This is a genomic window from Mycobacterium sp. P2_H7 (assembly GCF_056403275.1).
Window position 1 is genome coordinate 137,806 of sequence record NZ_JBFUFU010000001.1, and the last position, 24,616, is coordinate 162,421.

Below are 24,616 nucleotides of genomic sequence, written 5' to 3' on the forward strand. Positions count from 1 at the left end.
GTCAGTTCACCTCGAGGGGTTTGCCGCCGGCCGTCCAGCCCAGCAAGGCGAAGGAGCCGGCGTCGGCGTTGGAGACGAAAGGGGTCAGATCGGTGTCGTCGAGTGAGATGTCGCGCATCCGGATGCCGCGCAGCGTGCCGGCCTTGGTGTAGATAGCGACGTCGCGCTGGGCCGACGACGGGGTGGCGGCGATGCTGATATCGGAGATCGACACGTTGTTGATCTCGGTCCCGGTGTGCTCGGCCGCCACCAGGACGGCGCCCTGCACGATGTCGGGGTTGCGGTTGGCCCCGGTGATGGTGCCGCCCGAGATGCTGACGTTGTCCACGGTCCGGGTGAAGTACGGATCACCTTCGGTGGCAACGTAAACCCCGGCGGAGTCGGTGTTGGCGACGGTGAACGCCCGCATGGTGATGTTGGCGCCGCCGACCACGGTGATCCCGCGTCCCCACCGGGTACTGCCCACGTGCACGTTGCTGACCGTGATGTCGTGGCAGCTGGCCGGATCGGCGGCGTAGGACACCACTGCCACGCCGTCGTCGCCGGTCTGGTCGGTGCGCACGTCGTCGACGACGCCGTTGCCTGCACCATTGGTCATGTGCACGCCGTCCGCGCGGGTACCGCGCACCGTGACGTCGTGGATGGCGAAGTGCTGCGCGCCGTTGACGAAAATGCCTGCGGCAGCTGAACCCTCGATGTTGATGTGGGACACCGCGACGTCATCGGCGCCGATCACCAGCTTGTGCTCGTCGAGGGCGGTCAGCCGCGGTCCCTCGGCGGGGGCGGTGAGCCGGATGTTGGTGAACTGCACACCGTCAGCCAGGATCTGCACGGCCGATGTCTCGTCGTGGGTGGCCGCAAGGGTGGCGCCGTTGCCGTCGATGTGCACCCCGGGGACCCGCACTGTCAGGACTCCGCTGTGTTCGTACACGCGGGGTTCCAGGGTCAGGGTGTCGCCGGGTCGCAGGGCATTGAGCATGCCCTGCAGGCTGGCCGTGTCGTCCTGCGTCGGGTCGCTGGTCGACCGCGAGGTCTGGCACGCGACCATCGCCACGGTCAGCACCGAAACAACCAGTGCCTGAACTGTTTTACGCATGGCGTACCAGCCGGACCTTGTTGCGGCGGCGATGCAGCATCACCAGGATGATGACGATCGCCAGCCAGGCGTAGGTGGCCCGGCCCTGACCCCAGTACACGTAGCGCGGCATCTCCACGAGGCCGACGAAGAAGATGGGGTACACCAGCAGGCCGAGCGGCTTGCCGTGGCAGAACTGGCGGTACAGCAGGCCGGCGATCAGACCGGCGGCGAACATGAAGATCAGCCCGCCGATCCAGCCGTAGTCGATGAACGGCCCGACGTAGCCGCTCTGGTTGTTGAATTCGGGATTGCCGAACTGGGCCAGCATGTCGAAGTACGGCGAGACGTTGCCCCGCTGATACGGCGACGGGTTGCCGCTGAGCTTTTCGTAGAGCCCGAACTGTTCGATGCCGGGGGCGCTCCAGAACCCGTCCATGGTGTCGAAGGGCCAGCGCCCCGGCCAGTTCAGGTGCGACAGGATCAACTGCCCGTTGTTCAGCGCGGTGACGTAGTAACCCGCCAGCCGGCTCAGCGCGAACTCGACGAACGAGGACTGGCCGTGGGCACGGTAGTACGTCCACGACCGGTTGTATTCGAAGACGCTGAAGACGACGACCACCAGGACCAGGCCCGCCAGCGGCAGCAACCGGGCGGTGGCACGCTGGGCCCGTCGGCCGACCGACAGGTGCGCGGCGACGATGACACTCACCGGGATGACGAGTTCCAGGATCGCCAGCCGCTCGGCGTAGATGTAGGCGCGCGGTACCGCGAGTCCGATGACGATCAGGATCTTGCTCAGCTCGAACCACGAGAACTTCTGCACGACAACGGTTGTCGCGACGACAACCGCGGCAATGCCGAGCTGCGTCATGGTGGTCACGCCGGGCAGCGTGCCGATGGCATCCTTGGCGGGAAGGTATCCGTTGTCCTCCGATCCGGCGAACAGCTGGGCCGGCGACAGGCCCGAGCGCAGGATCAGGAAGCAGAAGCCGACGTAGCCGGTGACCGTCAGTGAGGTCAGCACGGTACTGGCGCGACTCAGCAGGGCCAGGGTGCCGTCATCCAGCGCCGGCCACCGCGCGGCCTGCGGCTTGGGTGCCGCGTAGAACGCGAACGCGACGACTGCGCCGAAAGCCAGTGCGATGGCGCCGCAACCGAACAGCAGCAGGGTCTCGGATGTGATGGCCTTGGGCGTCCGCCACAGGGTGCGGAACTTCTCGTCCCCGACCATGGCGGTCGGGATGATCGACGCGGCACCGATGACCAGCGCGATCGCTACCGGGGACAGCCACCACAGGCTGGGCCGGGCCGAGGTCACCGGACGCGACGGTGCCGTCGGGCCAACGGTGGTCAGGGTGGGCATGGCGTCACACCACCGGAGCCGTGACCGGTTCGGCGGCCTCGCCACGTTCGCTGACCAGTTCGCGTGCGGCGGTGGCCACGTGCCAACGCGGTTTCGGGGTGTCACCGAAAATGCGCCTGGCGGTGAACCATTGCCCGATGTACAGGGCGGACAGGCCGGCTGCGGCCACGATCGCCAGCGGTAGCGCGCCACCCAGCAGCGCCGCCGCGATGGCACCGGGAACGACCAGCGCGAGCACGATCAATGACGTGCGGCAGACGGCGTCGAGATGTCCGGCGATGATCAACAGCGAGGTGTTTACGCTCAGGGCGGCCTGCGGAATACCACCGACGGCCAGGATGACCAGCAGGATGTTCGCATCGCGCAGTCCCGGCCCGTAGGCCAGTTCCAGGAAGAACCCGCCGAAGAACACGAGCATCAGCACGACGGTCGTGGTGATGACGGTGTTCACGGTCGCCAGATTGGACAGCATCCGCAGCACTTCGGGTTTACGGTCGGCCACCCACATCCGGGCCGCGGGTGGCAGCACCGCGGTGGCGGCCAGGCTCTCCAGGATGGTCACCTGGATGGCGATGGTGGTGGCGACGGCGTACAGCTTGGCGTCGTGCGGGGGCAGTGCCGCGTTGGACAGCCAGATGGTGCCCGACACGATGAGGAAGGCGGTCAGTTCGAGGGTGAACAGCCGTGCGCCCGAAGCGATTGTCCGGCGCAACGAAGCCAGGCCGGGCGTGTGGCGCAGCGCGATGTCGGAGCGTCCCGCCACCAGCGCGATGAGCACCTGCCCGGCTGACACCGCGGTGTAGGCCAGCAGCATCTCGACCAGCGTGGGCTGGGCTACGGAGAACGCGACGACGGCGACCACCGGCAGTACGACGATGCTGCGCAGATAGTGGGTGGTGGCCACCGAGGCGAACACCCGCCCTACCGCAGAGTAGATGTCGCTCAACATCATCCGGATGGATTCGATCAGCACCATCAATGAGGTGAGCAGTAGCGCGGGCACGAAATTCGAATGACCGATCAGTCCGGCCGTCGCGCACAGGGCGATGATCGGCGCGGTCGGCAGGGTCATCAGGAAGGTGGCCCGCAGATGGGTGCCGGCGATCATGCGCTTGCGTTCCGGGTCCGGTTCGGACGGGATCAGCCGGACGACGTTGTTGCCCAGGCCGACCCGGCCGACGATGGAGCCGATGGGCAGGGCAGCGAGCACGCCGAAGAATGCGGCCGCGTCGCGCGTGTTCAGGAAGCGGACGACGATGACGGTCAACAGGAACGTCGCGACCATGCCGACGGCCGCCGCCAGGACACGTGAGGAGAAGCTGCGGCGCAGTTCGGATTTGGCGCCGTTGTGGTCCGCGCTCATGTGCCCAGCGCCAGGTTCTGCCGGCACGGCGGCCCGAGCAGTTCGTCGCGGATACCGTCCAGGACAGCCTGGTGGTACGCGGCGTGGTCGCCGCCCTCGAGTTCCACGGTACGCACCGGAAGGCCCGCCTCCTGCAGTCGTCGCACGGTGGCGAATCCGTCGAATTCGGTGAACTGGTCGATGTCGAACGGGCACAACATCAGCACGGTCTGGGTGTCGTTGTGCAGCAGCGGGTTCAGCAGCACCTCCGGCACCTGGGCCACCCCGGCACGGCCGAGCAGTTTCAGCAGCGGGCGGGGCAGGTGGGTGCGGATGAGCACCTTGAGCCGGTCTCGGGTGGGCTTGAGCATTTCGATGAGCCGTTTGCGCAACGGCCATGGCTGCCCTTGAGTCGGTGCGGTGGGGGACGCCGCGCCACGATCCGCGGCGGCGGTGACGATGTCGCGCCGGACGTTCCACTGCCATGCCCAGGCGCCCGACTGCCAGCCCCAGCTGCCTGCGTTGACCAGCAGCGCGGACTCGACACCCAGTTCGCGGGCCGTGTGGGCGGCGTACCAGGAGCCCGAGCAGATTCCGACGACGCAGAGTTGGCGGGGATCGCGGGCCGCGTGCCGGGCCGCGGCGTTGCCGTCGACGATGCGACGGGACGAGTAGATGGGCTGCCACTGGCCCCGGACGATGTCCGGTGACTGGCCCAGACCGGCGGCGTCCCACCGGAAAGCCTGTGCGCCGCCGACGGCGATCTGCCGGGCGAGTTCGACCCAGCCGCGCGCGGGCCCGATGTGTGAGTCGTTGGAGGTCGCGAAGAACAACACGACCCGGCCTTCGCCGGGGGCGCTGCGCACCGGGCGCGTCCTGATGGCGAACAGTCCCTTGGGGCCGACCGATTCGATGGTCTCCAGCACGTGGACGGGACCTTCGGGGCTGCTGACAGGCATCTTCGCGGCGGTGACGTACTGCGGGCGTACCAGCGTGCGGGCGCCGGCGCCGGCGCCGAACCAGGCGACGATCGTGTTCAGGGCCGCCATCGGCATCGCGACGACGACGTCGGCGGTCTGCGCGAACTCGGGTAGTCCGGGGGCGGTGATGACTCGAGTGGGGTCGGCGGCGGCGAACCGGGTGGTGTCGTCCGGGCGCACGACGAAGAGTTGGTCGGCTCCGCTGACCGGCCCGGTGAGTCGCAGGGCGGTGAACGCCTGTGCGGCGCGTTCGCTCAGCCGCGCGCCGATGATCGACACCATGCCGTCCTGGACGGCGTCGGAGCCGACGGTGAACCGGAACAAGGTGGACTGCTCGCGCAGGTGGCGCCGCCCGGATGCCGGCGGGTCCAGGTAGGCGACCCGGCCGATCGGTGCCCCCGCGGCGATGGCGTGGTCGACCAGCAGTCCACCGGCGCGCAGCGCGACGGCAGACACCGTCGGGGCGCCGGCGGCGAGAAGGTAGTCGGCGGCGTGGCGGATGCTGAGCGACCACGTCGAGACGGCGTCGTCGCGGTGGTGCCCGTACGCCGAATCTCCGGTGCCGAGGTAGTCGAAGCGCAGCACGGCGTAGCCGATCCGGGCCAGATCATCGGCGAGGATCCGTTGGAACCGGATGCTGTCCATACCTTCTTTGCCGAGCGATCCGCAGATCACGACACCACCGCGCACGCGGTTGTCCGCGGGCAGGTGCACGACACCGAACAGCGGGGATTCGGCGGGGCCGAAGAAGGTGGGGGTTTCGCTCGAGACGCTCATGGGGCGTCCGCTGTCAGGCCGCGGCGGCGGTCAGCTGGCAGACCGCGCGCTCGATGCTGATGATCGTCGCGAACGTCGTCTTGTTCAGCGCGTCATCGGGAAACTCGATGTCGAACTCGTCCTCCAGCGCGAGCATCACGTTCACCGATGCGTGCGAGGACAGTCCGAGGTCGTAGAGGTCGGCGTCGGCCGCGATGCCCTGCGCGTCGGCAGGCATCCGTCCGTAGGTTGCCAGTACTGCACGAATTCGATCATGCATGGTGACCATCCTCAATTCTGCGCTTCGATTTCGTTTGCTGACGCTATCATGGCTACTTACTTTGCCAATCAAATCTGAACATCGGGAGATCGCGTGGAGAGCCCTCGAACCGGGCCGCCTGACCATCGCGACAGGTCCGATCTCCGGGATGAAATCGCCCTGACATGCTGAAATAGGCTGCAGTTGAGCCGGGTTCACCGGCGCGGCGCGGTGGGGTGAGGGATGTGTCACAATCGCCCTGGCGTGGCAATATTGACGCCAATGCGCGTTTTTAGCAAAGTAAATTCCGCTTGCATCGACGTTTTGCGACCGGGACGCGCCGATGGCTCGGTGCCCTTCGGCAGTCGCCGGTTGGATGGCAAGATGAGCCGATGACCGGCTCCGACAGTGCCCGTGCCGAGGCGCTCGAATCCGCCCGCAGCCAGTTCAGGGACGATCTCGTCGCGGCGGGACTGCTCATCCCGTTGGGCATCGACGGCTTGTACGGCCGGAGCGGCGTTTTCGAGGATGTCATCGAAGGCATCGACGCGGTGGTGCGTGGCAAGGGCCACTCGGTGCACGGCGACCGCGCCGCCGTGCGCCGCTACCCCCCGATCTACCCGCGGGAAGCGTTCGAGAAGACCGACTACATCGCGTCCTTCCCGAACCTCACCGGTGCGGTGTCCACCTTCACCGGCGACAACGCCGGGCACCGGGCGTTGCTCGCCGACCGCGACGCCGGACGGCCGTGGGACGGCCACCTGCACCCCGCCGGGACGATGCTGGTGTCGGCGGCCTGCCACCCCAGTTACGCCACCCTGCCCAGCGTCATCGAGGACTCCGGCGTGCTGCTGGACGTCTACGGTTTCTGCTTCCGGCACGAACCCGCCGTCGACCCGGCCCGCATGCAGGCCTTCCGGATGCATGAATTCGTGGCGGTGGGCACACCCGAACAGGCCGAACAGCACCGGGATTCGTGGGTGGGACACGGTCTGGAGGTGCTCGGCAGCCTCGGTTTGACGGCAGGCGCCGTCGCGGCGAACGACCCGTTCTTCGGCAGGGCCGGAAAGATGCTCGCGGCCAATCAGCGCGACGACGGGCTCAAGACCGAACTGGTGGTCCGGCTCTACGGTGACCTGGACGACGGCACCGCCGTGGTCTCGGCGAACTGCCACCGAGACCACTTCGGGGAGACCTTCGGGCTGCGGACGGCCGACGGCGCGGTCGCGCACAGCGCGTGTGTCGGATTCGGTATGGAACGAATCGCGCTGGCGATGATGAGGCAGCATGGTTTCGAACCTCCGTCCTGGCAGCCCGAAGTGCTTGGGGCGCTGGGGATCTAGTACGCGCCGTCGCCCTTGAGGACGGTGCTGACCGTCTTGGCGATGATCATCAGGTCCTGCATGATCGACCAGTTCTCGACATAGGACAGATCGAGGCGCACCGCGTCGCTGACCTCGAGGTCGGAGCGACCGCTGACCTGCCACAGCCCGGTCAGTCCCGGCTTGACCGCCAGTCGACGGCTCATCAGATCGTCGTAGGTATCCACTTCGCGGCGCACCTGCGGACGCGGGCCGACCACGCTCATGTCGCCGCGAAGGACGTCGAAGAACTGCGGCAGTTCGTCGATGCTGAACTTGCGCAGGAACTTTCCAACACGGGTGATGCGGGGGTCGTCCTTGAGCTTGAAGAACATGGCGCCGCCGCCGTTCTTGGCGATCAGGTCGGCCATCATCGTGTCCGCATCGACGACCATGCTGCGGAACTTGGTCATCTGGAATTCGTTGCCGTCCAGCCCGATCCGTTCGGACCGGTAGAAGACGGGGCCCGCGCTGGTCAGCTTCACCGCGAACGCGGCGGCGATCAACATCGGCGACACCGCGAGCAGCGCCAGCGTCGAGAAGGCGATGTCGAAGCCACGCTTGAGCAGTGAGTTGGCGCGGCTGTACTGCGGCTTGGCCACTTCCAGCATCGCCATGCCGGCGACGGGACGGCTCATCAGCCGCTGGTTGGCCACATCGATCAGGCCGGGCGCAATCATCAGGTCGACACCGACGGCTTCCAGTTCCCACATCAGGCGCCGGATCTCGATGGGACGCAGGTGATCGGTCGCGGCCAGGGCGACGGACTCGGCACCGGTGCGTGCCACGGCATCCAGCACGGCCTGGTCGACCCCGACGATCGGGACGGCCTCGCCGTTGACGACGATGGCGTCGTTGGTGCCGGTCGGGCCGGCCGGGGTGCAGACTCCGGCGACGTGATAGGCGGCCCAGGGATCCTTGGCGACCTCCTTGGCGATGTCACCGGCCGCGGCTTCGGACCCGACGATCAGCAGGGAGGCCTGGTCCAGTCCGCGCCGGCGGCGGCGCGCGCCGACATGGCGCCAGACGAACCGGTTGAGCATCAGGCCGAGCAGGCCTAGGGGCAGCGCCACCAGCAGGTAGCGGCCCGAGACGTCGATCTTGAGCAGCAGGGACGAGATCGCCAGCAGGCCGAACACCTGGAAGGTGGCGAAGCCGAGGATCACGTACTCGTCGGTGCCGCGGCCGGTGACCCGGGGTGAGCGGCTGCCGAGCGACAGGAAGCCCAGCCACACGACGGCCAGCCCCAGCGACACCCAGCGATAGCTCACGTCACCGGAACCGAGGTGGCCGAGGCCGAGTCGAGCCGGTTCGTCGCCGAGAACGAAAAAGTGACTGAGGACGAGAACACAGCAAATAACGAGCGCATCGCCGAATTTGATCTTGCGTGCGAAGTTCTTGCGCCGGGTCTCGGCCTGGGAGACAGCGCTGCGCTGCCCGCCCCGGCCTGCGCGCCGGCTCTCGCCGGCGTCCGGGACGAACATCTGACGGAGGGCTTTGAACTGCGGTAACGGTGTTCCCACAGGTCCGGCCAGCTCGATCTGGGTCATGGCGTGCACCTTGTCTGTTCGTGAAGCATCTGCTTCTCGGTGCACGCACGGGCGTGCAATAGCTACGAAGAGTAGCTGCGGTAAGCAACCTGGGCAACCGCTCGGCGTGTGACACCAACCACTGCAAAATGTTTACTCGTGCAGATGTAGCAAAGTTACTAATCGGTACGGAAAGTATTGGTTAGGTGAGCAAAGCGTTGCCACGTGGGGCTCTGACCTGCGCAATCGCGGAAGTGGACAAATGACCTGGCGCCGCGTCAATAAATTGCTGAGCTAAAGCCTCGGGATCGCCTGGCTGATCTGTCCCGATCTTGGGAGACGGTCGCTGTGGCGAAGCCCGACCGGCCTGCCGAGCTACTCGGCCGCGCGCGTGGCCGGGTGTACGGCGATGAGCCCGAGCCCGCCGCGACGCCGGCACATGGCGGCAAGCTCCGCGTAGGCCTTCTCACCCAGGAGTTCGGTGAGCTCGGGTCCGTAGGACTCCCACACCGGCCGGGCGCCGACGTGGGCCGCCGGATCGCCGGTGCAATACCAGTGCAGGTCGGCTCCGCCTTCGCCCCAGCCGCGGCGGTCGTACTCGGTGATCGTGGTCTTGAGGATGTCGGTGCCGTCCGGGCGGGTCACCCATTCCTGGGTGCGCCTGATCGGCAGCTGCCAGCAGACCTCGGGCTTCATCGTCAGCGGTTCTACGCCCAATTTCAGTGCCTTGCTATGCAACGCGCAGCCGATGCCACCGGCAAATCCGGGCCGATTCAGGAAGATGCACGCGCCCTTGTACTTCCGGGTGCGCAGATTTGGTTTGCCGTCGTACTCGTCGAGTTCGAGATATCCCTTGCGGCCCAACCCTTTGTCCAGGAACTGCCAGTCGTCGGCGGTCAATGCCTTGACCGCGTCGTCCAGGGCGGCGCGGTCATCGTCGTCGGACAGGAACGCCCCGTGCGAGCAGCAACCGTCGTCCGGCCGGCCTGCCACCGTGCCCTGGCAGGCCGGGGTGCCGAAGACACAGGTCCATCGCGACAGCAGCCATGTCAGGTCCGCGGCGATGACGTGCTGGGGATTCTCGGGGTCGAAGAACTCCACCCATTCGCGGGCAAAGTCGAGTTCGACCTCGTTCCCCAAACCGCCGACGTGCGATGTGCTCACGGAAGTAAACGGTAAACCCACTAACGTGGTGCGCGTGCGATTGGGCGTGCTGGACGTAGGCAGCAATACGGTTCACCTGTTGGTGGTGGATGCGCGCCGTGGCGGGCACCCCACCCCGATGAGCTCCACCAAGGCTGCGCTGCGGCTGGCGGAGTCGATCGACCAGTCCGGAAAGTTGACCCGCAAGGGTGCAGACAAGCTGGTGGACACCGTCACCGAGTTCGCGAGTATCGCCACCAGTTCGGGCTGCGCGGAGTTGATGGCCTTCGCCACCTCCGCGGTCCGCGACGCCACCAACTCCGAGGACGTGCTGGCCCGGGTGCAGACCGAAGCCGGGGTGTCCCTTCGGGTGCTCAGCGGGGTCGACGAATCCCGGCTGACCTTCCTGGCGGTGCGCCGCTGGTACGGCTGGAGTGCGGGCCGGATCATCAACATCGACATCGGTGGCGGCTCGCTGGAGCTTTCCAGCGGCGTCGACGAGGAGCCCGACGTCGCGCTCTCGCTGCCGCTGGGAGCGGGACGCCTGACCAGGGAGTGGCTGGCCGAGGACCCGCCGGGCCGGCGCAAGGTCGCGGCGCTGCGGGACTGGCTGGCCACCGAGATGTCGGAGGCCGGTTCGACCATCCAGGCCGCGGGCAGGCCCGACCTGGCCGTGGCCACCTCGAAAACGTTCCGTTCGCTGGCCCGGCTCACCGGCGCGGCGCCGTCTGCGGCGGGTCCGCGGGCCAAACGCACGCTGACCACGGCGGGATTGCGGCAGCTCATAGCGTTCATCTCTAGGATGACAACGGCCGACCGAGCCGAGCTGGAGGGGGTGAGTGCCGAACGGGCGCCACAGATCGTGGCCGGTGCGCTGGTAGCTGAAGCGAGCATGCGCGCGCTGGGTATCGAGACGGTGGAGATCTGTCCCTGGGCGTTGCGAGAAGGGCTGATTCTGCGGAAACTCGACAGTGAGGCCGACGGCACAGCCTTGGTGGAGACCGCATTGTCACCAGCGTCAGCATCGGTATCCCGCACTGCCCGGCCCAAAGGCAACACACGATGACCGAACCGAACGACACCACCAGCACCCGCCCCATCTCGGTGGCGGAGCTGCTGGCCAAGAACGGATCCATCGGCGCTCCGGCGCCCGGTGGCCGCCGCCGTCGCAGGCGTGGCAACGCTGATGCCGTGACGGTGGCCGAGTTGACCGGTGAGATCCCGATCGTCAACTTCCACACCGACGAGCACCAGGCGATCGACACCGACGCCGAACCAGACACCGACACCGACACCCCCAACGGGCATGTCGAAGCGCAGTCCGTGCTGGAACAGCCGCACGTCAGCGACGGTGAGCAGGAGACGGCCGAGCCGGAAACCGTCGAGCCGGAACCCGTCGAGGCAGGCCACACGGCCGAGACGATCACCGAGGAACCGGCGGATGTCAGCGCCGAACCCGAGCCGGCGGCCACGGCAGCGGAGGCCGACTACCAGGCGCACGTCGAACAGCGCGACGCCGACTTCGAGCCGCTGGTCTTCGATCCGCGCGCCCGTCGAACCCACCACGGCCTGCGGCGTTCGGCCGCGCTGCCGGCGGGCGGGGCCGAGGAGATGAGCCCGGATCCGCTGCACGACGATGACGACGAGGTCGCGGCCGATGCCGCCGCGGCCGGCGCTGCGACCGCCGCGTTCCCGTCCTACCTGCGCTCGTCCTCGGGCACCCTCTTCGGCGGGGACACCGTCGCCGACGATCTGGCCCGGCGGCCCCGCACCCCCGGGCCCGAGGACATCGACCTCGACGGGCCCGCGGATGCGGATGCAGCGGTCACGCTGGCCGACACCGCCGTCGTCACCGAGGAATCCGACGAGGACCTCGACGAGGACCGGGACTCCACGGGTTCGCCGTTCCTGCGCGGGGTGTGGATCGTCGCGCAGAGCATCTTCGCCGTCGCGTTCGGCGCCGGCTTGTTCGTGGCCTTCGACCAGCTCTGGAAATGGAACAACATCGTCGCCCTGGTGCTGTCGGTCTTGGTCATCCTGGGACTGGTGGTCGGGGTCCGCGTGGTGCGCAGGACCGAGGACGTCGCCAGCACGCTGATCGCGGTGGCGGTCGGCGCGCTGGTCACGCTCGGGCCGCTGGCCCTGCTGCAGTCCACCTGACCCGGTGCGCCCTGCCATCAAGGTCGGTCTTTCGACTGCCTCGGTGTACCCGCTGCGGACCGAGGCGGCCTTCGACTACGCCGCCCGCCTGGGTTACGACGGGGTCGAGTTGATGGTGTGGGCCGAACCGCTCAGCCAGGACATCGACGCCGTCGTGAAGCTGTCCGAGCGGTACGGCATCCCTGTGCTGTCGGTGCACGCCCCCTGCCTGCTGATCTCGCAGCGGGTGTGGGGGGCCAATCCGATCTCCAAACTGGAGCGCAGTGTGCGCGCCGCCGAGCAGCTGGGCGCCCAGACCGTCGTCGTTCATCCGCCGTTCCGCTGGCAGCGCCGGTACGCCGAGGGGTTCTCCGAGCAGGTCGCCGAATTGGAGAGCAGCAGCGATGTGCTGGTCGCCGTGGAGAACATGTTCCCGTTCCGGGCCGACCGGTTCTGGGGTACCGGGCAGCCGTCGATCGAGCGGATGCGCAAACGCGGCGGCCATCCCGGCCCGGCCATCTCGGCCTTCGCGCCGTCCTATGACCCTCTCGACGGCGGCCACGCGCACTACACCCTCGATCTGTCGCACAGTGCGACCGCGGGTACCGATGCCCTGGAGATGGCGCAGCGGATGGGCTCGGGTTTGACCCATCTGCACCTGTGCGACGGCAGCGGCGCCTCGACCGACGAGCACCTGGTACCCGGACGCGGGACCCAGCCCGCGGCCGAGGTCTGCCGGATGCTGGCCGCCAGTGATTTCACCGGGCACGTCATCCTCGAGGTCACCACCTCCCAGGCCCGCACCGCCGCCGACCGTGAGGCCCTGCTGGTCGAGTCGCTCACCTTCGCCAGGGAGCACCTGCTGCGATGACGGTTCTGTTCAGCGAAGCGATGGCACTGACGCCGGCGGGTGCCGGTGTGTATCACGGGGTGCTCGACGAGAACTGGACCATCGGCCCCAAGGTGCACGGTGGGGCGATGCTGGCGCTGTGTGCGAACGCGGCACGGGCCGAACTCTCGGTGCCGGGCACCGAACCCATTGCGGTGTCCGGCAATTTCCTGTGGGCGCCCGATCCGGGCCCGCTGCAGGTGCACACCAACGTCGTCAAGCGCGGCCGCCGGATCAGCCTGATCGACGTCGAGTTGCGCCAGGGGGAGCGGGTTGCCGTGCGGGCGACCATCACCCTCGGTGTGCCCGAACATGCTGTGCCACCGCTTCTTTCGGTCAATCCGGTGGTTCCTTTGATGACGCCGGAGCCGCCGCCGGGACTGGAGCCGATCGGGCCGGGGCATCCCATGGCCGACATCGTGCACCTGTCCCGCGGCTGTGACATCCGGCCGTCGCTGACCACCATGGCGCCGCGCGCCGACGGCGGGCCGCCGGTGATCGAGTACTGGGTCCGGCCCAGGGGAGCGGCGCCCGACGTGCTGTTCGCCCTGCTGTGCGGCGACGTGTCGGCTCCGGTCACCTTCGGCGTCAACCGGTTCGGTTGGGCGCCCACGGTCCAGCTGACGGCCTTTGTGCGGGCGCTACCGGCCGACGGGTGGCTGCGGGTGTTGTGCACGACTACCCAGATCGGTCAGGAGTGGTTCGACGAGGACCACATCGTGGTCGACTGCGAGGGACGCATCGTGGTGCAGTCGCGGCAACTCGCGCTCGTGCCGACAGCGCCCTGACGAGGACGCCGTTCAATAAAGCGCCCTGACGAGGGCGCCTTTCAATGCAGCGCCCTGACCCGGCTCCGTGCAATGCTTTGACCCGTGCCAAGGATTGCAATCATCGGCGGGGGCAGTATCGGCGAAGCGCTGCTCTCGGGTCTGCTGCGAGCCGGCCGTCAGGTCAAGGACCTGTCCGTCGCGGAGAAGTTTCCCGAACGTGCCCAGTATCTCGCCGACACCTACTCGGTGCTGGTCACCTCGGTGGCGGACGCGGCCGAGAACGCCACCTACGTGATCGTGGCGGTCAAGCCCGCTGACGTGGAGGCGGCGATCGGCGAGATCGCGGAAGCGGTGGGCAAGGCCGAGGACAACAGTGCCGAACAAGTCGTGGTGAGTGTGGCGGCGGGCGTCAGCACGTCGTTCTACGAGTCCAAGCTGCCCGCGGGCGCCCCGGTGATCCGGGTGATGCCGAACGCCCCCATGGTGGTCGGTGGGGGCGTCAGTGCGCTGTCGCGGGGCCGCTATGCCACCGAGGCGCAACTGAAGGACGTCGCCACGATCTTCGACACCGTCGGCGGGGTCATCACGGTGCCGGAGACCCAGCTCGATGCCGTCACGGCGGTATCGGGGTCCGGCCCGGCGTATTTCTTCCTGATGGTCGAGGCGCTGATCGATGCGGGCGTCGCCCAGGGACTGCCGCGCGGGGTCGCCACCGATCTGGTGGCGCAGACGATGGCCGGATCGGCGGCGATGCTGCTGGACCGGCTGGACAGCGCACCAGATGCCGCATTGGACACCACGGCGGCACAGTTGCGGGCTATCGTGACTTCACCGGGTGGTACCACCGCGGCTGGGCTGCGTGAACTCGAGCGTGGCGGGCTGCGGTCTGCGGTGGCAGACGCGGTGGCAGCTGCGAAAACACGCTCTGAGCAGCTAGGAATTACATCTTAGTAATTCAGGAATTTCGGACGGATTACCCCACACCCGTCGCAATAACCCCAATGGCCACGCTATTCTCCTCGTGTATGCACGCGTTCGTGCCAACGGTGGGGAAGCCGCTGGAACTGGCCGTGCCTTAAGGATTGGGTTGCGATGACGTCAATGAACGGGCCATCGGCGCGGGATTCGGCTGGCGATGGCCAGCCTAAAGCTCAATTTTTGACCGTTGCCGAAGTGGCCAGCCTGATGCGGGTCAGCAAGATGACGGTTTACCGACTGGTGCACAACGGCGAACTGCCGGCGGTGCGGGTCGGGCGGTCGTTCCGCGTCCACGCGAAGGCGGTTCACGACCTCCTGGAGACGTCGTACTTCAGCGCAGGCTGAGGTCTTCCCGCCTTCGCGGGCAGGACGCGTTTTCTTCATTCACCGGTCTCCTGGGTAAAGTAGGCCGGTCAGTTCCTTCATTTTTCGTAGGTAGCGGAGTTCATGGGTTCAGTTATCAAGAAGCGGCGTAAGCGCATGTCGAAGAAGAAGCACCGCAAGCTGCTTCGCCGTACGCGGGTTCAGCGCAGAAAACTCGGTAAGTAGCTTCTAGCTTCTCGGTAGGCTCGCCCGATGGATACGCAGGGATCCGGCGACGGCAATGACACCAGGGACGCCACGCACCACCCCAAGGTGGTGCTGGTCACCGGTGCGTGCCGGTTTCTCGGTGGTTACCTGACGGCGCGCCTTGCCCAGAATCCGGCGATCGACCACGTCATCGCGGTCGACGCCATCGCTCCGAGCAAGGATCTGTTGCGGCGGATGGGGCGCGCGGAGTTCGTCCGCGCCGACATCCGCAACCCCTTCATCGCCAAGGTCATCCGTAACGGCAACGTCGACACCGTCGTGCATGCCGCGGCGGCGTCCTATGCACCACGGGCCGGTGGCAGGGCCACGCTCAAAGAGCTCAACGTCATGGGCGCGATCCAGTTGTTCGCGGCATGTCAGAAGGCTCCGACCGTGCGGCGGGTGGTGCTCAAGTCCACCTCGGAGGTGTACGGGGCGAGCGCTCGGGATCCGGTGCTGTTCACCGAGGACGGCAGCGCACGCCGGCCCCTCGGGGAGGGCTTCGCCCGCGACAGCATCGACATCGAGGGGTACGCGCGTGGCCTGGCCAGGCGACGGCCCGACATCGCGCTGACCATCCTGCGGTTGGCCAACATGATCGGCCCGGCGATGGATACCGCCCTGTCCCGGTATCTGGCCGGTCCGGTGGTGCCCTCGGTGCTCGGTCACGACGCACGCCTGCAGCTCCTGCACGAGCAGGATGCGCTCGGCATTCTGGAACGCGCCACCATGGCCGGCCGTGCGGGCACCTTCAACGTCGGCGGCTCGGGCATCATCATGATGAGCCAGGCCATCCGCCGGTCCGGACGGGTGGCACTGCCGGTACCGCGTTCGGCGCTCCAAGTCGTCGATTCGCTGAGGCGTGCAACCAGTTACACTGAGCTCGATCGCGAGCAGTTGAACTACTTGAGTTATGGCCGGGTCATGGACACCGCGCGCATGCGCAACGACTTAGGCTACAGCCCGAAGTGGACGACTGTGGAGGCATTCGACGACTACGTGCGTGGCCGTGGATTGACGCCGATCATCGACCCGAAGTGGGTACGCTCAGTGGAGAGCCGGGCCACTTCTGTTGCGCAGCGATGGGGACGTTAGCGTCAGTCGGGTCGGACACTCCAACCGGGGCGGGGAGAAGGTAGCGACGTGTCGGGTGAATCAAAAGCCAAAGTGATTCCGCTGCACTCGAATTCGGGTCGTTCGGCAGCAGCGCAGCGCAGGGCCGCGCAGCGCGCGGACAGCGCCCGCCGACATCCCTCACTGCTGACGGATCCTGGTACCCGCGCCTCGGCCGAGCAGATCGCCGCGGTCGTCCGGGAGATCGACCAGCACCGTGGCGCCGTAACAGGCGATGAGCAGGACACTCCCAACGAACTGTCCAGGGCCATCACGGCAATCGCCGATTTCGTCACCAAACGGATGACCGGTGACTACACCGTCGACGAGTTCGGCTTCGACCCGCATCTGACCAACTCGGTCGTAATGCCTTTACTGCGAGTGTTTTTCAAGTCGTGGTTCCGCGTTGAGGTCAGCGGGATCGAAAATCTTCCGCTCGACGGCGCCGCCCTGATAGTGGCCAACCATGCGGGCGTGCTGCCGTTCGACGGCCTGATGGCCTCGGTGGCCGTGCACGACCATCACCCGCTCAACCGCGACCTGCGACTGCTGGCCGCCGACCTGGTCTTCGACCTGCCCGTCGTCGGGCAGGCCGCGCGCAAGGCGGGCCACACTGTCGCGTGCACCTCCGACGCGCACCGGCTGCTGGCCGCGGGTGAATTGACCGCGGTGTTCCCGGAGGGCTTCAAGGGTCTCGGTAAACCGTTCAAGGACCGCTACAAACTGCAGCGCTTCGGTCGCGGCGGATTCGTGTCGGCGGCCATACGGGCGCAGGTGCCCATCGTGCCGTGCTCGATCGTCGGGTCCGAGGAGATCTACCCCAAGATCGGCGACATCAAGCTGCTGGCCCGACTGTTCGGGCTGCCCTACTTCCCGGTGACGCCGCTGTTCCCGCTGGCGGGTCCGCTCGGTGTGGTGCCGTTGCCGTCGAAATGGCACATCCAGTTCGGCGAACCCATCTCCACCGAGGGGTACGACGAGGGTGCCTCCGAGGACCCGATGGTGACCTTCGAGCTGACCGACCATGTGCGGGAGACCATCCAGCACACCCTCTATCAGCTGCTGGCCGGCCGCCGGAACACCTTCCTCGGCTAGTTACCGGCCGTCAGCCTTTCTGGCCGGCGACCATCTTCGCGATCGCCGCGTCGCGGGCGGCGGCGATCTGCGCGCTCATCTCGTTGGCCTCGTCGATCGCCGCCTCGCCCAGCATGGTGACGATGCTGGTGGCCACCGGCGCCCCGGCGTCGTCGGTCACCTCGGCCCGGACCTCGCAGATCACCGTGCCGTGGGACTCGATCACCGAGTCCAGGTAGGAGTCGAACCACAGTTTGTCGCCGACCTTGATGGGCCGGTGGAAGATCAGCTTCTGGTCCCGGTGCAGCACGCGCTCCAGATTGACCGGTATGTCGAAGTTGTCGAACAACTCGAGCTGGACCCGGCGGCCGGCCACGGCGAGGAAGGTCAGCGAGGCGACGATGGCGTCGTGCCCGGCCTCGGTCGCGGCGTCCTCGGAGTGGTGCGTCGGGTGGAAATCCTGCACGGCGTTGGCGAATTCCCGGACTTTCTCCCGGCCCACCTCGAAAAAGTCGGGGGAGCGGAAGTGCGTCCCGACGATGTTGTCCGCAATGCCCATGGCGGCAGAGCTTATCAGCGGCGGCGGGACGCGACCGCCGCGAGCGCCCCGCCCACCGCCCCCAGGGCCAGCGCGGATGGCACGCCGATCCGGGCCGCCTTGCGTGCGGTGCGGAAGTCGCGGATCTCCCAGCCGCGCTCCCGGGCAACGTCGCGCAGCGCGGCGTCGGGGTTGATCGCCACCGCGGTGCCGACCAGCGACAGCATCGGGACGTCGTTGAAGCTGTCCGAGTATGCGGTGCAGCGCCGCAGGTTGAGGCCTTCCCGGATGGCCAGCGAGCGGACCGCGTGCGCTTTGCCCGGGCCGTGCAGGATGTCGCCGACGAGCCGGCCGGTGAACACCCCGTCGACGGATTCGGCGACGGTGCCCAGCGCGCCGGTCAGGCCGAGCCGGGTGGCGATGGTGGCCGCCAGCTCGTAGGGCGTCGCGGTGACCAGCCACACCTGCTGGCCGGCATCCAGATGCATCTGGGCCAGCTCGCGGGTCCCCGGCCAGATCTTGTCGGCGATGATCTCGTCGTAGATCTGCTCGCCGAGGGCAGCCAACTCGGCGGTGGAACGACCCTCGATGAAGGCCAGCGCCTTGCGCCGCCCGGCCGCGACGTCGTCGCTGTTCTCCTTGCCGGTGAACTGGAACTTGGCCTGCGCGTAGACGATTCCGAGGATGTCCTGATAGGTGAAGTACTTGCGCGCGGCCAGGCCGCGGGCGAAGTGCACCAGCGACGAACCGTGCACCAGGGTGTTGTCGACGTCGAAGAACGCGGCCGCGGTCAGATCCGGCGGCGGCGGTGGGGGCGGGGTGAGGGCGATTTCGGCGCTGGCCTCCCCGGCCAGCACCGCCGCGTCCTCGAGGGCACTGTCGACCCCGTCGATATCGTCGGCACCGGACTCGGACACCAGACAACCCTAAGTCACGGATGTCGGGACCCGCCGCCGATACTGGTGGTGTGGACCATGAGGTGGTGTTGCTCACCCGCGCCGGGTGCAGCATCTGTGAACGTGCGGCGCGAACCCTGGCCAAGCTGGCGGACGAGTTGGGCTTCACGTGGAAGGCGACCGACATCGACGCCGCCGCGGCCGCCGGGGACCCCACGCTGCGCGCCGAGTTCGGGGACCGGGTTCCGGTGGTGCTGCTCGACGGTGTCGAGCACAGTTACTGGGAGGTGGACGAGGAGCGACTGCGCGCCGACGTCGCCGTCCGCTGACTATGCACCGAACCGTTACGGCGAATTTGGTAGCACGGCTGGTAAACGGATACTTTGGACCCCGGTACCGGGCGAGCGAAGCGACGGGTAGAACCGTCCTGGACGAGCGAAGCGACGGGAAGTGTCAAGGGTGATGATGCCGTGAGCGTATTGCTATTCGGGGTTTCGCACCGTAGCGCGCCGGTATCCGTGCTTGAGCAGTTGAGCACCGATGAGTCCGATCAGGCCAAGATCATCGATCAGGTCCTGCAGTCCTCCCTGGTGACCGAGGCCATGGTGCTCTCGACGTGCAACCGGGTCGAGGTCTACGCGGTGGTCGAGGCGTTCCACGGTGGCCTGTCGGTGATCGGGCAGGTGCTCTCCGAGCACTGCGGGATGGGGCTCAACGACCTCACCAAATATGCCTACGTCCGGTACGCGGAAGCCGCCGTCGAGCACCTGTTCGCGGTGACCAGCGGCCTCGATTCGCTGGTGATCGGCGAGCAGCAGGTGCTGGGCCAGGTCCGCCGCGCCTACGCCTCCGCCGAGGCCAACCACACCGTCGGCCGCACCTTGCACGAACTGTCCCAGCGGGCGCTGTCGGTCGGTAAGCGGGTGCACTCGGAAACCGGAATCGACAGCGCGGGCGCGTCGGTGGTCTCGGTCTCGCTGGACATGGCCACCAAGCGCCTGCTGCCGGACGGATTGGTCGGCAAGACGGCCGCGGTGATCGGGGCCGGCTCGATGGGCGCGCTGGCCGCCAAGCATCTGGTGCGGGCCGGCGTGGAACGCATCGACGTGATCAACCGCTCGCTACCGCGGGCCCGCCGGCTGGCCGACAACATCGCCGAACTCGGTGTCGAGGCCCATGCCCATGTGCTCGAGGACATCTCGACGGTTCTCGTCGACGCCGACGTGGTGATGAGCAGCACAGGCGCGGTGCGCCCGGTGGTGTCGCTGGCCGACGTGCACCACGCTCTCGCGGCGCGTTCCGGGGACCGGCCGCTGGTGATCTGCGACCTCGGTATGCCCCGCGACGTCGATCTCGCCGTCGCCGGACTTCCCGGTGTGCACGTCATCGACATGGACCGGATCCAGCGTGAGCCCGCCTCCCGCGGCGCCGCGTCGGACGCCGAAGCGGCCCGCGCCATCGTCGCCAACGAGGTTGCCCAGTACCTGGCCAGCCAGCGGATGGCCGAGGTCACCCCGACGGTGACGGCGCTGCGGCAGCGTGCCGCCGACGTGGTCGAGGCCGAACTGCTGCGGCTGGACAACCGGCTGCCCGGGCTCGACACTGCCCATCGGGACGAGGTCGCCCGCACGGTGCGGCGCGTCGTCGACAAGCTGCTGCACGCCCCCACGGTGCGGGTCAAGCAGCTGGCCGGGGCACCCGGTGGCGACAGCTATGCCGAGGCCCTGCGTGAACTGTTCGAGCTCGACCCGCAAGCCGTCGACGCGGTGTCGGGCGGCGAATTGCCTTTGATCGCAACCGAAAACGAGAATCAGTGATCCGGATCGGCACCCGGGGTAGCCTGCTGGCGACCACCCAGGCCGGCACCATCCGCGACGCCCTGATTGCGCTGGGACATCCCGCCGAGCTGGTGATCATCAGCACCGAGGGCGACCGGTCGGACGCCCCGGTGGCCGAGATCGGTGTCGGGGTGTTCACCGCCGCGCTGCGCGAGGCCTTGGCGAGCGACAAGGTCGACGTCTGCGTTCATTCCTACAAGGATTTGCCGACCGCTCCAGATGAACGCTTCGTGATCGCCGCGATCCCGCGCCGCGAGGACGCCCGGGATGCCCTGGTGGCCCGCGACGGACTGGTGCTGGGTGAGTTGCCGGCCGGCTCGGTGATCGGCACGTCGAGCCCGCGCCGGGCGGCGCAGCTTAGAGCACTGGGTCTCGGTTTGGAAATCCGCCCCCTACGAGGCAACCTAGACACCAGGTTGAACAGGGTAAGTAGCGGTGATCTCGACGGCGTCGTCGTCGCCCGAGCGGGCCTCGCCCGCATCGGACGGCTGGCCGATGTCTCCGAGTCCCTGGAGCCGGTGCAGATGTTGCCGGCACCGGCTCAGGGCGCGCTCGCGGTGGAATGCCGCGCACGCGACACAGACCTTGCCGCGGTGCTGGCGGAGTTGGACGACGCCGACACCCGCGCAGCGGTCACCGCCGAACGAGCCCTGCTCGCCGAACTGGAGGCGGGGTGTTCCGCGCCGGTGGGTGCGATCGCGGAAGTGGTCGAGTCCATCGACGAGGAAGGCCGGGTCTTCGAAGAGCTGTCGCTGCGCGGCTGCGTGGCGGCGCTGGACGGATCTGACGTGATCCGTGCGTCCGGCATCGGGTCGCCCGAGCGGGCACGGGAGCTGGGGCTCTCGGTGGCCGCGGAGATGTTCGAGCTGGGTGCACGAGACCTGTTGGCAATTGAGCGGAGTGACAGATGACTGGGCACGCAGCGACCCGAGGCCGCAAGACCAAGCCCGGCCGCATCACCTTTGTGGGTTCCGGACCGGGTGACCCCGGTCTGTTGACCAGCCGGGCGCGGACGGTGTTGACAAACGCCGCGCTGGTGTTCACCGACCCCGACGTACCCGACGCGGTGCTGGCGCTGGTCGGAGCCGAACTGCCGCCGCCGTCCGGCCCGCAGCCCGAGGCCGCAGCGGTGACCACCGACGGCACCACGGAGCCGGTGCCCGCGATCATCCCCGGCGGTCCCGACGTGCGGCCCGCGCTGGGCGATGCCGCCGAGGTCGCCAAGACACTGGCCAACGAGGCCCGGCACGGCATCGACGTGGTGCGCCTGGTGGCCGGTGATCCGCTGTCGGTCGATTCGGTCATCACCGAGGTCAACACGCTGGCCCGCACCCACCTGAACTTCGAGATCGTGCCCGGCCTGCCGGACACCACCGCGGTGCCGACCTACGCGGGCCTGCCGCTGGGCTCGTCACACACCGTCGCCGATGTGCGCGGTGACGTGGACTGGGCGGCGCTGGCCGCGGCCCCCGGCCCGCTGATCCTGCACGCCACCGCATCGCACCTGCCCGACGCCGCGCGCACGCTCATCGAGTACGGCCTGTCCGACGGCACCCCCGCCGTGGTCACCGCGAACGGCACCACCTGCCAGCAGCATTCGGTCGAGACCACGCTTTCGGGCCTGGGCGACAAGGCAATTCAGCAGGCCGCCGAGGTTAACGGTGGCACTCCCGGCCCGCTGGCAGGTCCGCTGGTGGTCACCATCGGCAAGACCGTCGCCAACCGCGCCAAGCTGAACTGGTGGGAGAGCCGGGCCCTGTACGGCTGGACCGTGCTGGTCCCGCGCACCAAGGATCAGGCCGGCGAGATGAGCGACAAGCTGGTCGGCCACGGCGCACTTCCGGTCGAGGTTCCCACCATCGCCGTCGAGCCGCCCCGCAGCCCGGCCCAGATGGAAAGGGCCGTCAAGGGTTTGGTGGACGGCCGGTTCCAGTGGGTGGTGTTCACCTCCACCAACGCCGTGCGTGCGGTGTGGGACAAGTTCAACGAGTTCGGTCTGGACGCCCGGGCCTTCTCCGGTGTGAAGATCGCATGTGTCGGTCAGGCCACCGCCGATCGGGTGCGCGCCTTCGGGATCAACCCCGAACTGGTGCCCGTCGGCGAGCAGTCGTCGCTCGGTCTGCTCGACGAGTTCCCGGAGTACGACGATATCTTCGACCCGGTGAACCGCGTCCTGCTGCCGCGGGCCGACATCGCCACCGAGACGCTGGCCGAGGGTCTGCGTGAACGTGGCTGGGAGATCGAGGACGTCACGGCCTACCGGACGGTGCGTGCCGCCCCGCCGCCCGCGCACACCCGCGAGATGATCAAGACCGGTGGTTTCGACGCGGTCTGCTTCACCTCGAGCTCCACCGTCCGTAACCTGGTCGGTATCGCCGGCAAGCCGCACGCCCGGACCATCGTGGCGTGTATCGGTCCCAAGACGGCCGAGACCGCAGCGGAATTCGGTCTGCGCGTGGATGTGCAGCCGGAGACGGCCGCGGTGGGCCCGCTGGTGGAGGCGCTCGCCGAGCATGCCGCCCGGTTGCGTGCCGAAGGTGCGCTGCCGCCGCCGCGCAAGAAGAGCCGCAGGCGCTAAGCGGAGTCCGTCCTGTGTCTTTTCCACGGCATCGGCCGCGTCGGCTGCGATCCACCCCGGCCATCCGTCGACTGGTGGCGCAAACCACCTTGGAGCCAAGGCATCTGGTGCTGCCGATGTTCGTCGCCGACGGCATCTCGGAGCCTCACCCGATAGCTTCCATGCCGGGAGTCGTTCAGCACACCCGTGATTCGCTGCGCCGCGCGGCCGCCGACGCGGTGGCCGCCGGGGTCGGCGGGCTGATGCTGTTCGGGGTTCCCCGCGACGAGGACAAGGATCCGACGGGTTCGGTGGGCGTGGACCCCGACGGCATCCTCAACGTGGCGCTGCGGGATCTGGCCGCAGATCTCGGTGATGCCACCGTGCTGATGGCCGATACCTGCCTGGACGAGTTCACCGACCACGGGCACTGCGGCATCGTCGATGCGCACGGCCTCGTCGACAACGACGCCACCAATGACCAGTACGTGAAGCTTGCTGTGGCCCAAGCGCATTCGGGTGCGCACGTGGTCGGTCCGAGCGGGATGATGGACGGTCAGGTGGCGGCCATCCGGGACGGCCTGGACGAAGCCGGGCACGAGGACGTCGCGATCCTGGCCTACGCGGCGAAGTTCGCCTCGGCGTTCTACGGCCCTTTCCGCGAGGCGGTGTCCTCCAGCCTGGTGGGGGACCGGCGTACCTATCAGCAGGATCCGGGCAATGCCCGCGAGGCCGTGCACGAGATCGAACTCGATATCGACGAAGGCGCCGACATCGTGATGGTCAAACCGGCGATGAGCTATCTCGATGTGGTGCGGGCAGCCGCGGACATCTCCCCGGTGCCGGTGGCGGCCTATCAGATCTCCGGCGAGTACTCGATGATCTGCGCCGCGGCGGCCAACGGTTGGATCGATCTGCAGGCTTCGGCGCTGGAGTCCCTGGTCGGTATCCGGCGGGCAGGGGCGGACATCGTGCTCACCTACTGGGCGGCCGACGTCGCCGGTTGGCTGGCGTGACATCCCCTGAGACGCCCACCGAGCATCCGGAAGGGCGCCCCGAGGACATCGACACGGGATTCTGGCTCTGGATGGCGGCGCTGCCGTTGATGGTGATCGCGAACGTCATCGACACCGTCACCGCACCGGCACCCAAGGCGGCGGGGCTGGCCTATGCGTTCACGGCGTTGTCGCTGGTGATCATGACCACGCTGGTGGTGACTTTCGCGCTGCTGATGCGCGCCGGCTACCGGTGGGCGCGCACGCTGCTGACCGCGGGTGCCCTGACCGCCGTGATGTATTCGATCACCAGTCTGTTCACCGTGGACCGGGGCTCGGCGGCGGCGGTGGGGTACGCGGTGTGCGCCATCGTCGGTTCGGTGCTGATCACCGGTGGTGTGTTCTTGCTGCACCGCCGGGACAGCCACGAATACCTCACCCGCTAGGC

Annotated in this window: 25 protein-coding genes; 16 read left to right on the forward strand and 9 right to left on the reverse strand. The window is 67.8% G+C overall.

What is annotated here, in order from left to right; all coding sequences use genetic code 11:
• Position 1: 1 nt before the first annotated feature.
• Genes AC1DY7_RS00640 through AC1DY7_RS00660 form a run of 5 tightly spaced genes read right to left on the reverse strand, consistent with a single transcriptional unit; the run spans position 2 to position 5,799 of the window.
• On the reverse strand, positions 2 to 1,096 hold the full coding sequence (locus AC1DY7_RS00640) for a right-handed parallel beta-helix repeat-containing protein (RefSeq protein ID WP_477491713.1): 1,095 nt from the start codon (positions 1,094 to 1,096) through the stop codon (positions 2 to 4).
• Positions 1,089 to 2,441: an O-antigen polymerase gene (locus AC1DY7_RS00645; RefSeq protein WP_477491714.1), complete on the reverse strand. Its 1,353-nt coding sequence runs from the start codon at positions 2,439 to 2,441 to the stop codon at positions 1,089 to 1,091. The genes AC1DY7_RS00640 and AC1DY7_RS00645 overlap by 8 nt, the downstream gene beginning before the upstream one ends.
• Positions 2,442 to 2,445: 4 nt before the next feature.
• Entirely contained in the window at positions 2,446 to 3,804 is a 1,359-nt protein-coding gene (locus AC1DY7_RS00650; protein WP_477491715.1) for a lipopolysaccharide biosynthesis protein, read from the reverse strand.
• Positions 3,801 to 5,540 (reverse strand): alpha/beta hydrolase family protein, encoded by a 1,740-nt coding sequence (locus AC1DY7_RS00655; RefSeq protein WP_477491716.1) that lies wholly within the window; start codon positions 5,538 to 5,540, stop codon positions 3,801 to 3,803. Before AC1DY7_RS00655 ends, AC1DY7_RS00650 begins: the two co-directional genes overlap by 4 nt.
• A 13-nt stretch (positions 5,541 to 5,553) precedes the next feature.
• Entirely contained in the window at positions 5,554 to 5,799 is a 246-nt protein-coding gene (locus tag AC1DY7_RS00660) for an acyl carrier protein (protein ID WP_477491717.1), read from the reverse strand.
• A gap of 371 nt (positions 5,800 to 6,170) precedes the next feature.
• Between AC1DY7_RS00660 and AC1DY7_RS00665 the strand changes: the two genes are divergently transcribed.
• The gene (locus AC1DY7_RS00665) at positions 6,171 to 7,121 is read left to right on the forward strand and encodes an amino acid--[acyl-carrier-protein] ligase (protein WP_477491718.1); all 951 of its coding nucleotides are present in this window, start codon (positions 6,171 to 6,173) and stop codon (positions 7,119 to 7,121) included.
• On the opposite strand, the gene AC1DY7_RS00670 is transcribed toward AC1DY7_RS00665, so the two are convergent.
• Positions 7,118 to 8,689: a sugar transferase gene (locus AC1DY7_RS00670; protein ID WP_477491719.1), complete on the reverse strand. Its 1,572-nt coding sequence runs from the start codon at positions 8,687 to 8,689 to the stop codon at positions 7,118 to 7,120. The two genes, AC1DY7_RS00665 and AC1DY7_RS00670, sit on opposite strands and share 4 nt — an antisense overlap.
• A gap of 354 nt (positions 8,690 to 9,043) precedes the next feature.
• A complete protein-coding gene (locus AC1DY7_RS00675; protein WP_477491720.1) occupies positions 9,044 to 9,832 on the reverse strand; it encodes a DUF3109 family protein in 789 nt (262 codons plus the stop codon).
• A 34-nt stretch (positions 9,833 to 9,866) separates the two neighbouring features.
• Between AC1DY7_RS00675 and AC1DY7_RS00680 the strand changes: the two genes are divergently transcribed.
• From AC1DY7_RS00680 to AC1DY7_RS00720, 9 genes are all read left to right on the forward strand, one after another.
• Complete coding sequence (locus tag AC1DY7_RS00680) at positions 9,867 to 10,877, forward strand: Ppx/GppA family phosphatase (RefSeq protein ID WP_477491721.1); 1,011 nt, start codon at positions 9,867 to 9,869, stop codon at positions 10,875 to 10,877.
• Positions 10,874 to 11,971 carry an FUSC family protein gene (locus tag AC1DY7_RS00685; protein ID WP_477491722.1) on the forward strand — a complete coding sequence of 366 codons (1,098 nt, stop codon included), beginning with the start codon at positions 10,874 to 10,876 and terminating at the stop codon, positions 11,969 to 11,971. The genes AC1DY7_RS00680 and AC1DY7_RS00685 overlap by 4 nt, the downstream gene beginning before the upstream one ends.
• 4 nt (positions 11,972 to 11,975) lie before the next feature.
• Positions 11,976 to 12,821, forward strand: coding sequence for a sugar phosphate isomerase/epimerase family protein (locus AC1DY7_RS00690; RefSeq protein ID WP_477491723.1), 846 nt, complete (start codon positions 11,976 to 11,978; stop codon positions 12,819 to 12,821).
• Positions 12,818 to 13,627, forward strand: coding sequence for a thioesterase family protein (locus tag AC1DY7_RS00695; protein WP_477491724.1), 810 nt, complete (start codon positions 12,818 to 12,820; stop codon positions 13,625 to 13,627). The genes AC1DY7_RS00690 and AC1DY7_RS00695 overlap by 4 nt, the downstream gene beginning before the upstream one ends.
• 84 nt (positions 13,628 to 13,711) lie before the next feature.
• On the forward strand, positions 13,712 to 14,560 hold the full coding sequence (proC, locus tag AC1DY7_RS00700; RefSeq protein WP_477491725.1) for a pyrroline-5-carboxylate reductase: 849 nt from the start codon (positions 13,712 to 13,714) through the stop codon (positions 14,558 to 14,560).
• 141 nt (positions 14,561 to 14,701) lie between these two features.
• The gene (locus AC1DY7_RS00705; RefSeq protein ID WP_167156567.1) at positions 14,702 to 14,932 is read left to right on the forward strand and encodes a cell division/environmental response transcriptional regulator; all 231 of its coding nucleotides are present in this window, start codon (positions 14,702 to 14,704) and stop codon (positions 14,930 to 14,932) included.
• A 102-nt stretch (positions 14,933 to 15,034) separates the two neighbouring features.
• Positions 15,035 to 15,136 (forward strand): 30S ribosomal protein bS22, encoded by a 102-nt coding sequence (locus tag AC1DY7_RS00710; RefSeq protein WP_003402602.1) that lies wholly within the window; start codon positions 15,035 to 15,037, stop codon positions 15,134 to 15,136.
• A gap of 27 nt (positions 15,137 to 15,163) precedes the next feature.
• Positions 15,164 to 16,252, forward strand: a complete 1,089-nt coding sequence (locus AC1DY7_RS00715; protein WP_477491726.1) for an SDR family oxidoreductase — start codon at positions 15,164 to 15,166, stop codon at positions 16,250 to 16,252.
• 48 nt (positions 16,253 to 16,300) lie between these two features.
• Complete coding sequence (locus AC1DY7_RS00720; protein WP_477491727.1) at positions 16,301 to 17,365, forward strand: lysophospholipid acyltransferase family protein; 1,065 nt, start codon at positions 16,301 to 16,303, stop codon at positions 17,363 to 17,365.
• A 10-nt stretch (positions 17,366 to 17,375) separates the two neighbouring features.
• Here the strand turns inward: AC1DY7_RS00720 and AC1DY7_RS00725 are convergent, their stop codons facing one another.
• Together AC1DY7_RS00725 and AC1DY7_RS00730 are read right to left on the reverse strand one after the other, a co-directional pair.
• Positions 17,376 to 17,903: an FAS1-like dehydratase domain-containing protein gene (locus tag AC1DY7_RS00725; protein WP_477491728.1), complete on the reverse strand. Its 528-nt coding sequence runs from the start codon at positions 17,901 to 17,903 to the stop codon at positions 17,376 to 17,378.
• Positions 17,904 to 17,917: 14 nt separating this feature from the next.
• Positions 17,918 to 18,739 (reverse strand): HAD family hydrolase, encoded by an 822-nt coding sequence (locus AC1DY7_RS00730; RefSeq protein ID WP_477491948.1) that lies wholly within the window; start codon positions 18,737 to 18,739, stop codon positions 17,918 to 17,920.
• Between the two features lie 80 nt (positions 18,740 to 18,819).
• Here AC1DY7_RS00730 and AC1DY7_RS00735 point away from each other — a divergent pair, with 80 nt between their 5' ends.
• The 6 genes from AC1DY7_RS00735 (at position 18,820) to AC1DY7_RS00760 (ending at position 24,614) form a co-directional block, all read left to right on the forward strand.
• Positions 18,820 to 19,107 carry a glutaredoxin family protein gene (locus AC1DY7_RS00735; protein WP_477491729.1) on the forward strand — a complete coding sequence of 96 codons (288 nt, stop codon included), beginning with the start codon at positions 18,820 to 18,822 and terminating at the stop codon, positions 19,105 to 19,107.
• A gap of 141 nt (positions 19,108 to 19,248) precedes the next feature.
• Positions 19,249 to 20,595 (forward strand): glutamyl-tRNA reductase, encoded by a 1,347-nt coding sequence (locus AC1DY7_RS00740; protein ID WP_477491730.1) that lies wholly within the window; start codon positions 19,249 to 19,251, stop codon positions 20,593 to 20,595.
• Positions 20,592 to 21,527, forward strand: coding sequence for a hydroxymethylbilane synthase (gene hemC, locus AC1DY7_RS00745; RefSeq protein WP_477491731.1), 936 nt, complete (start codon positions 20,592 to 20,594; stop codon positions 21,525 to 21,527). The genes AC1DY7_RS00740 and hemC overlap by 4 nt, the downstream gene beginning before the upstream one ends.
• Positions 21,524 to 23,194 (forward strand): bifunctional uroporphyrinogen-III C-methyltransferase/uroporphyrinogen-III synthase, encoded by a 1,671-nt coding sequence (locus AC1DY7_RS00750; protein ID WP_477491732.1) that lies wholly within the window; start codon positions 21,524 to 21,526, stop codon positions 23,192 to 23,194. Before hemC ends, AC1DY7_RS00750 begins: the two co-directional genes overlap by 4 nt.
• A 14-nt stretch (positions 23,195 to 23,208) precedes the next feature.
• The gene (hemB, locus tag AC1DY7_RS00755; RefSeq protein WP_477491733.1) at positions 23,209 to 24,189 is read left to right on the forward strand and encodes a porphobilinogen synthase; all 981 of its coding nucleotides are present in this window, start codon (positions 23,209 to 23,211) and stop codon (positions 24,187 to 24,189) included.
• Positions 24,186 to 24,614 (forward strand): hypothetical protein, encoded by a 429-nt coding sequence (locus AC1DY7_RS00760; RefSeq protein WP_477491734.1) that lies wholly within the window; start codon positions 24,186 to 24,188, stop codon positions 24,612 to 24,614. The genes hemB and AC1DY7_RS00760 overlap by 4 nt, the downstream gene beginning before the upstream one ends.
• Positions 24,615 to 24,616: the final 2 nt, after the last annotated feature.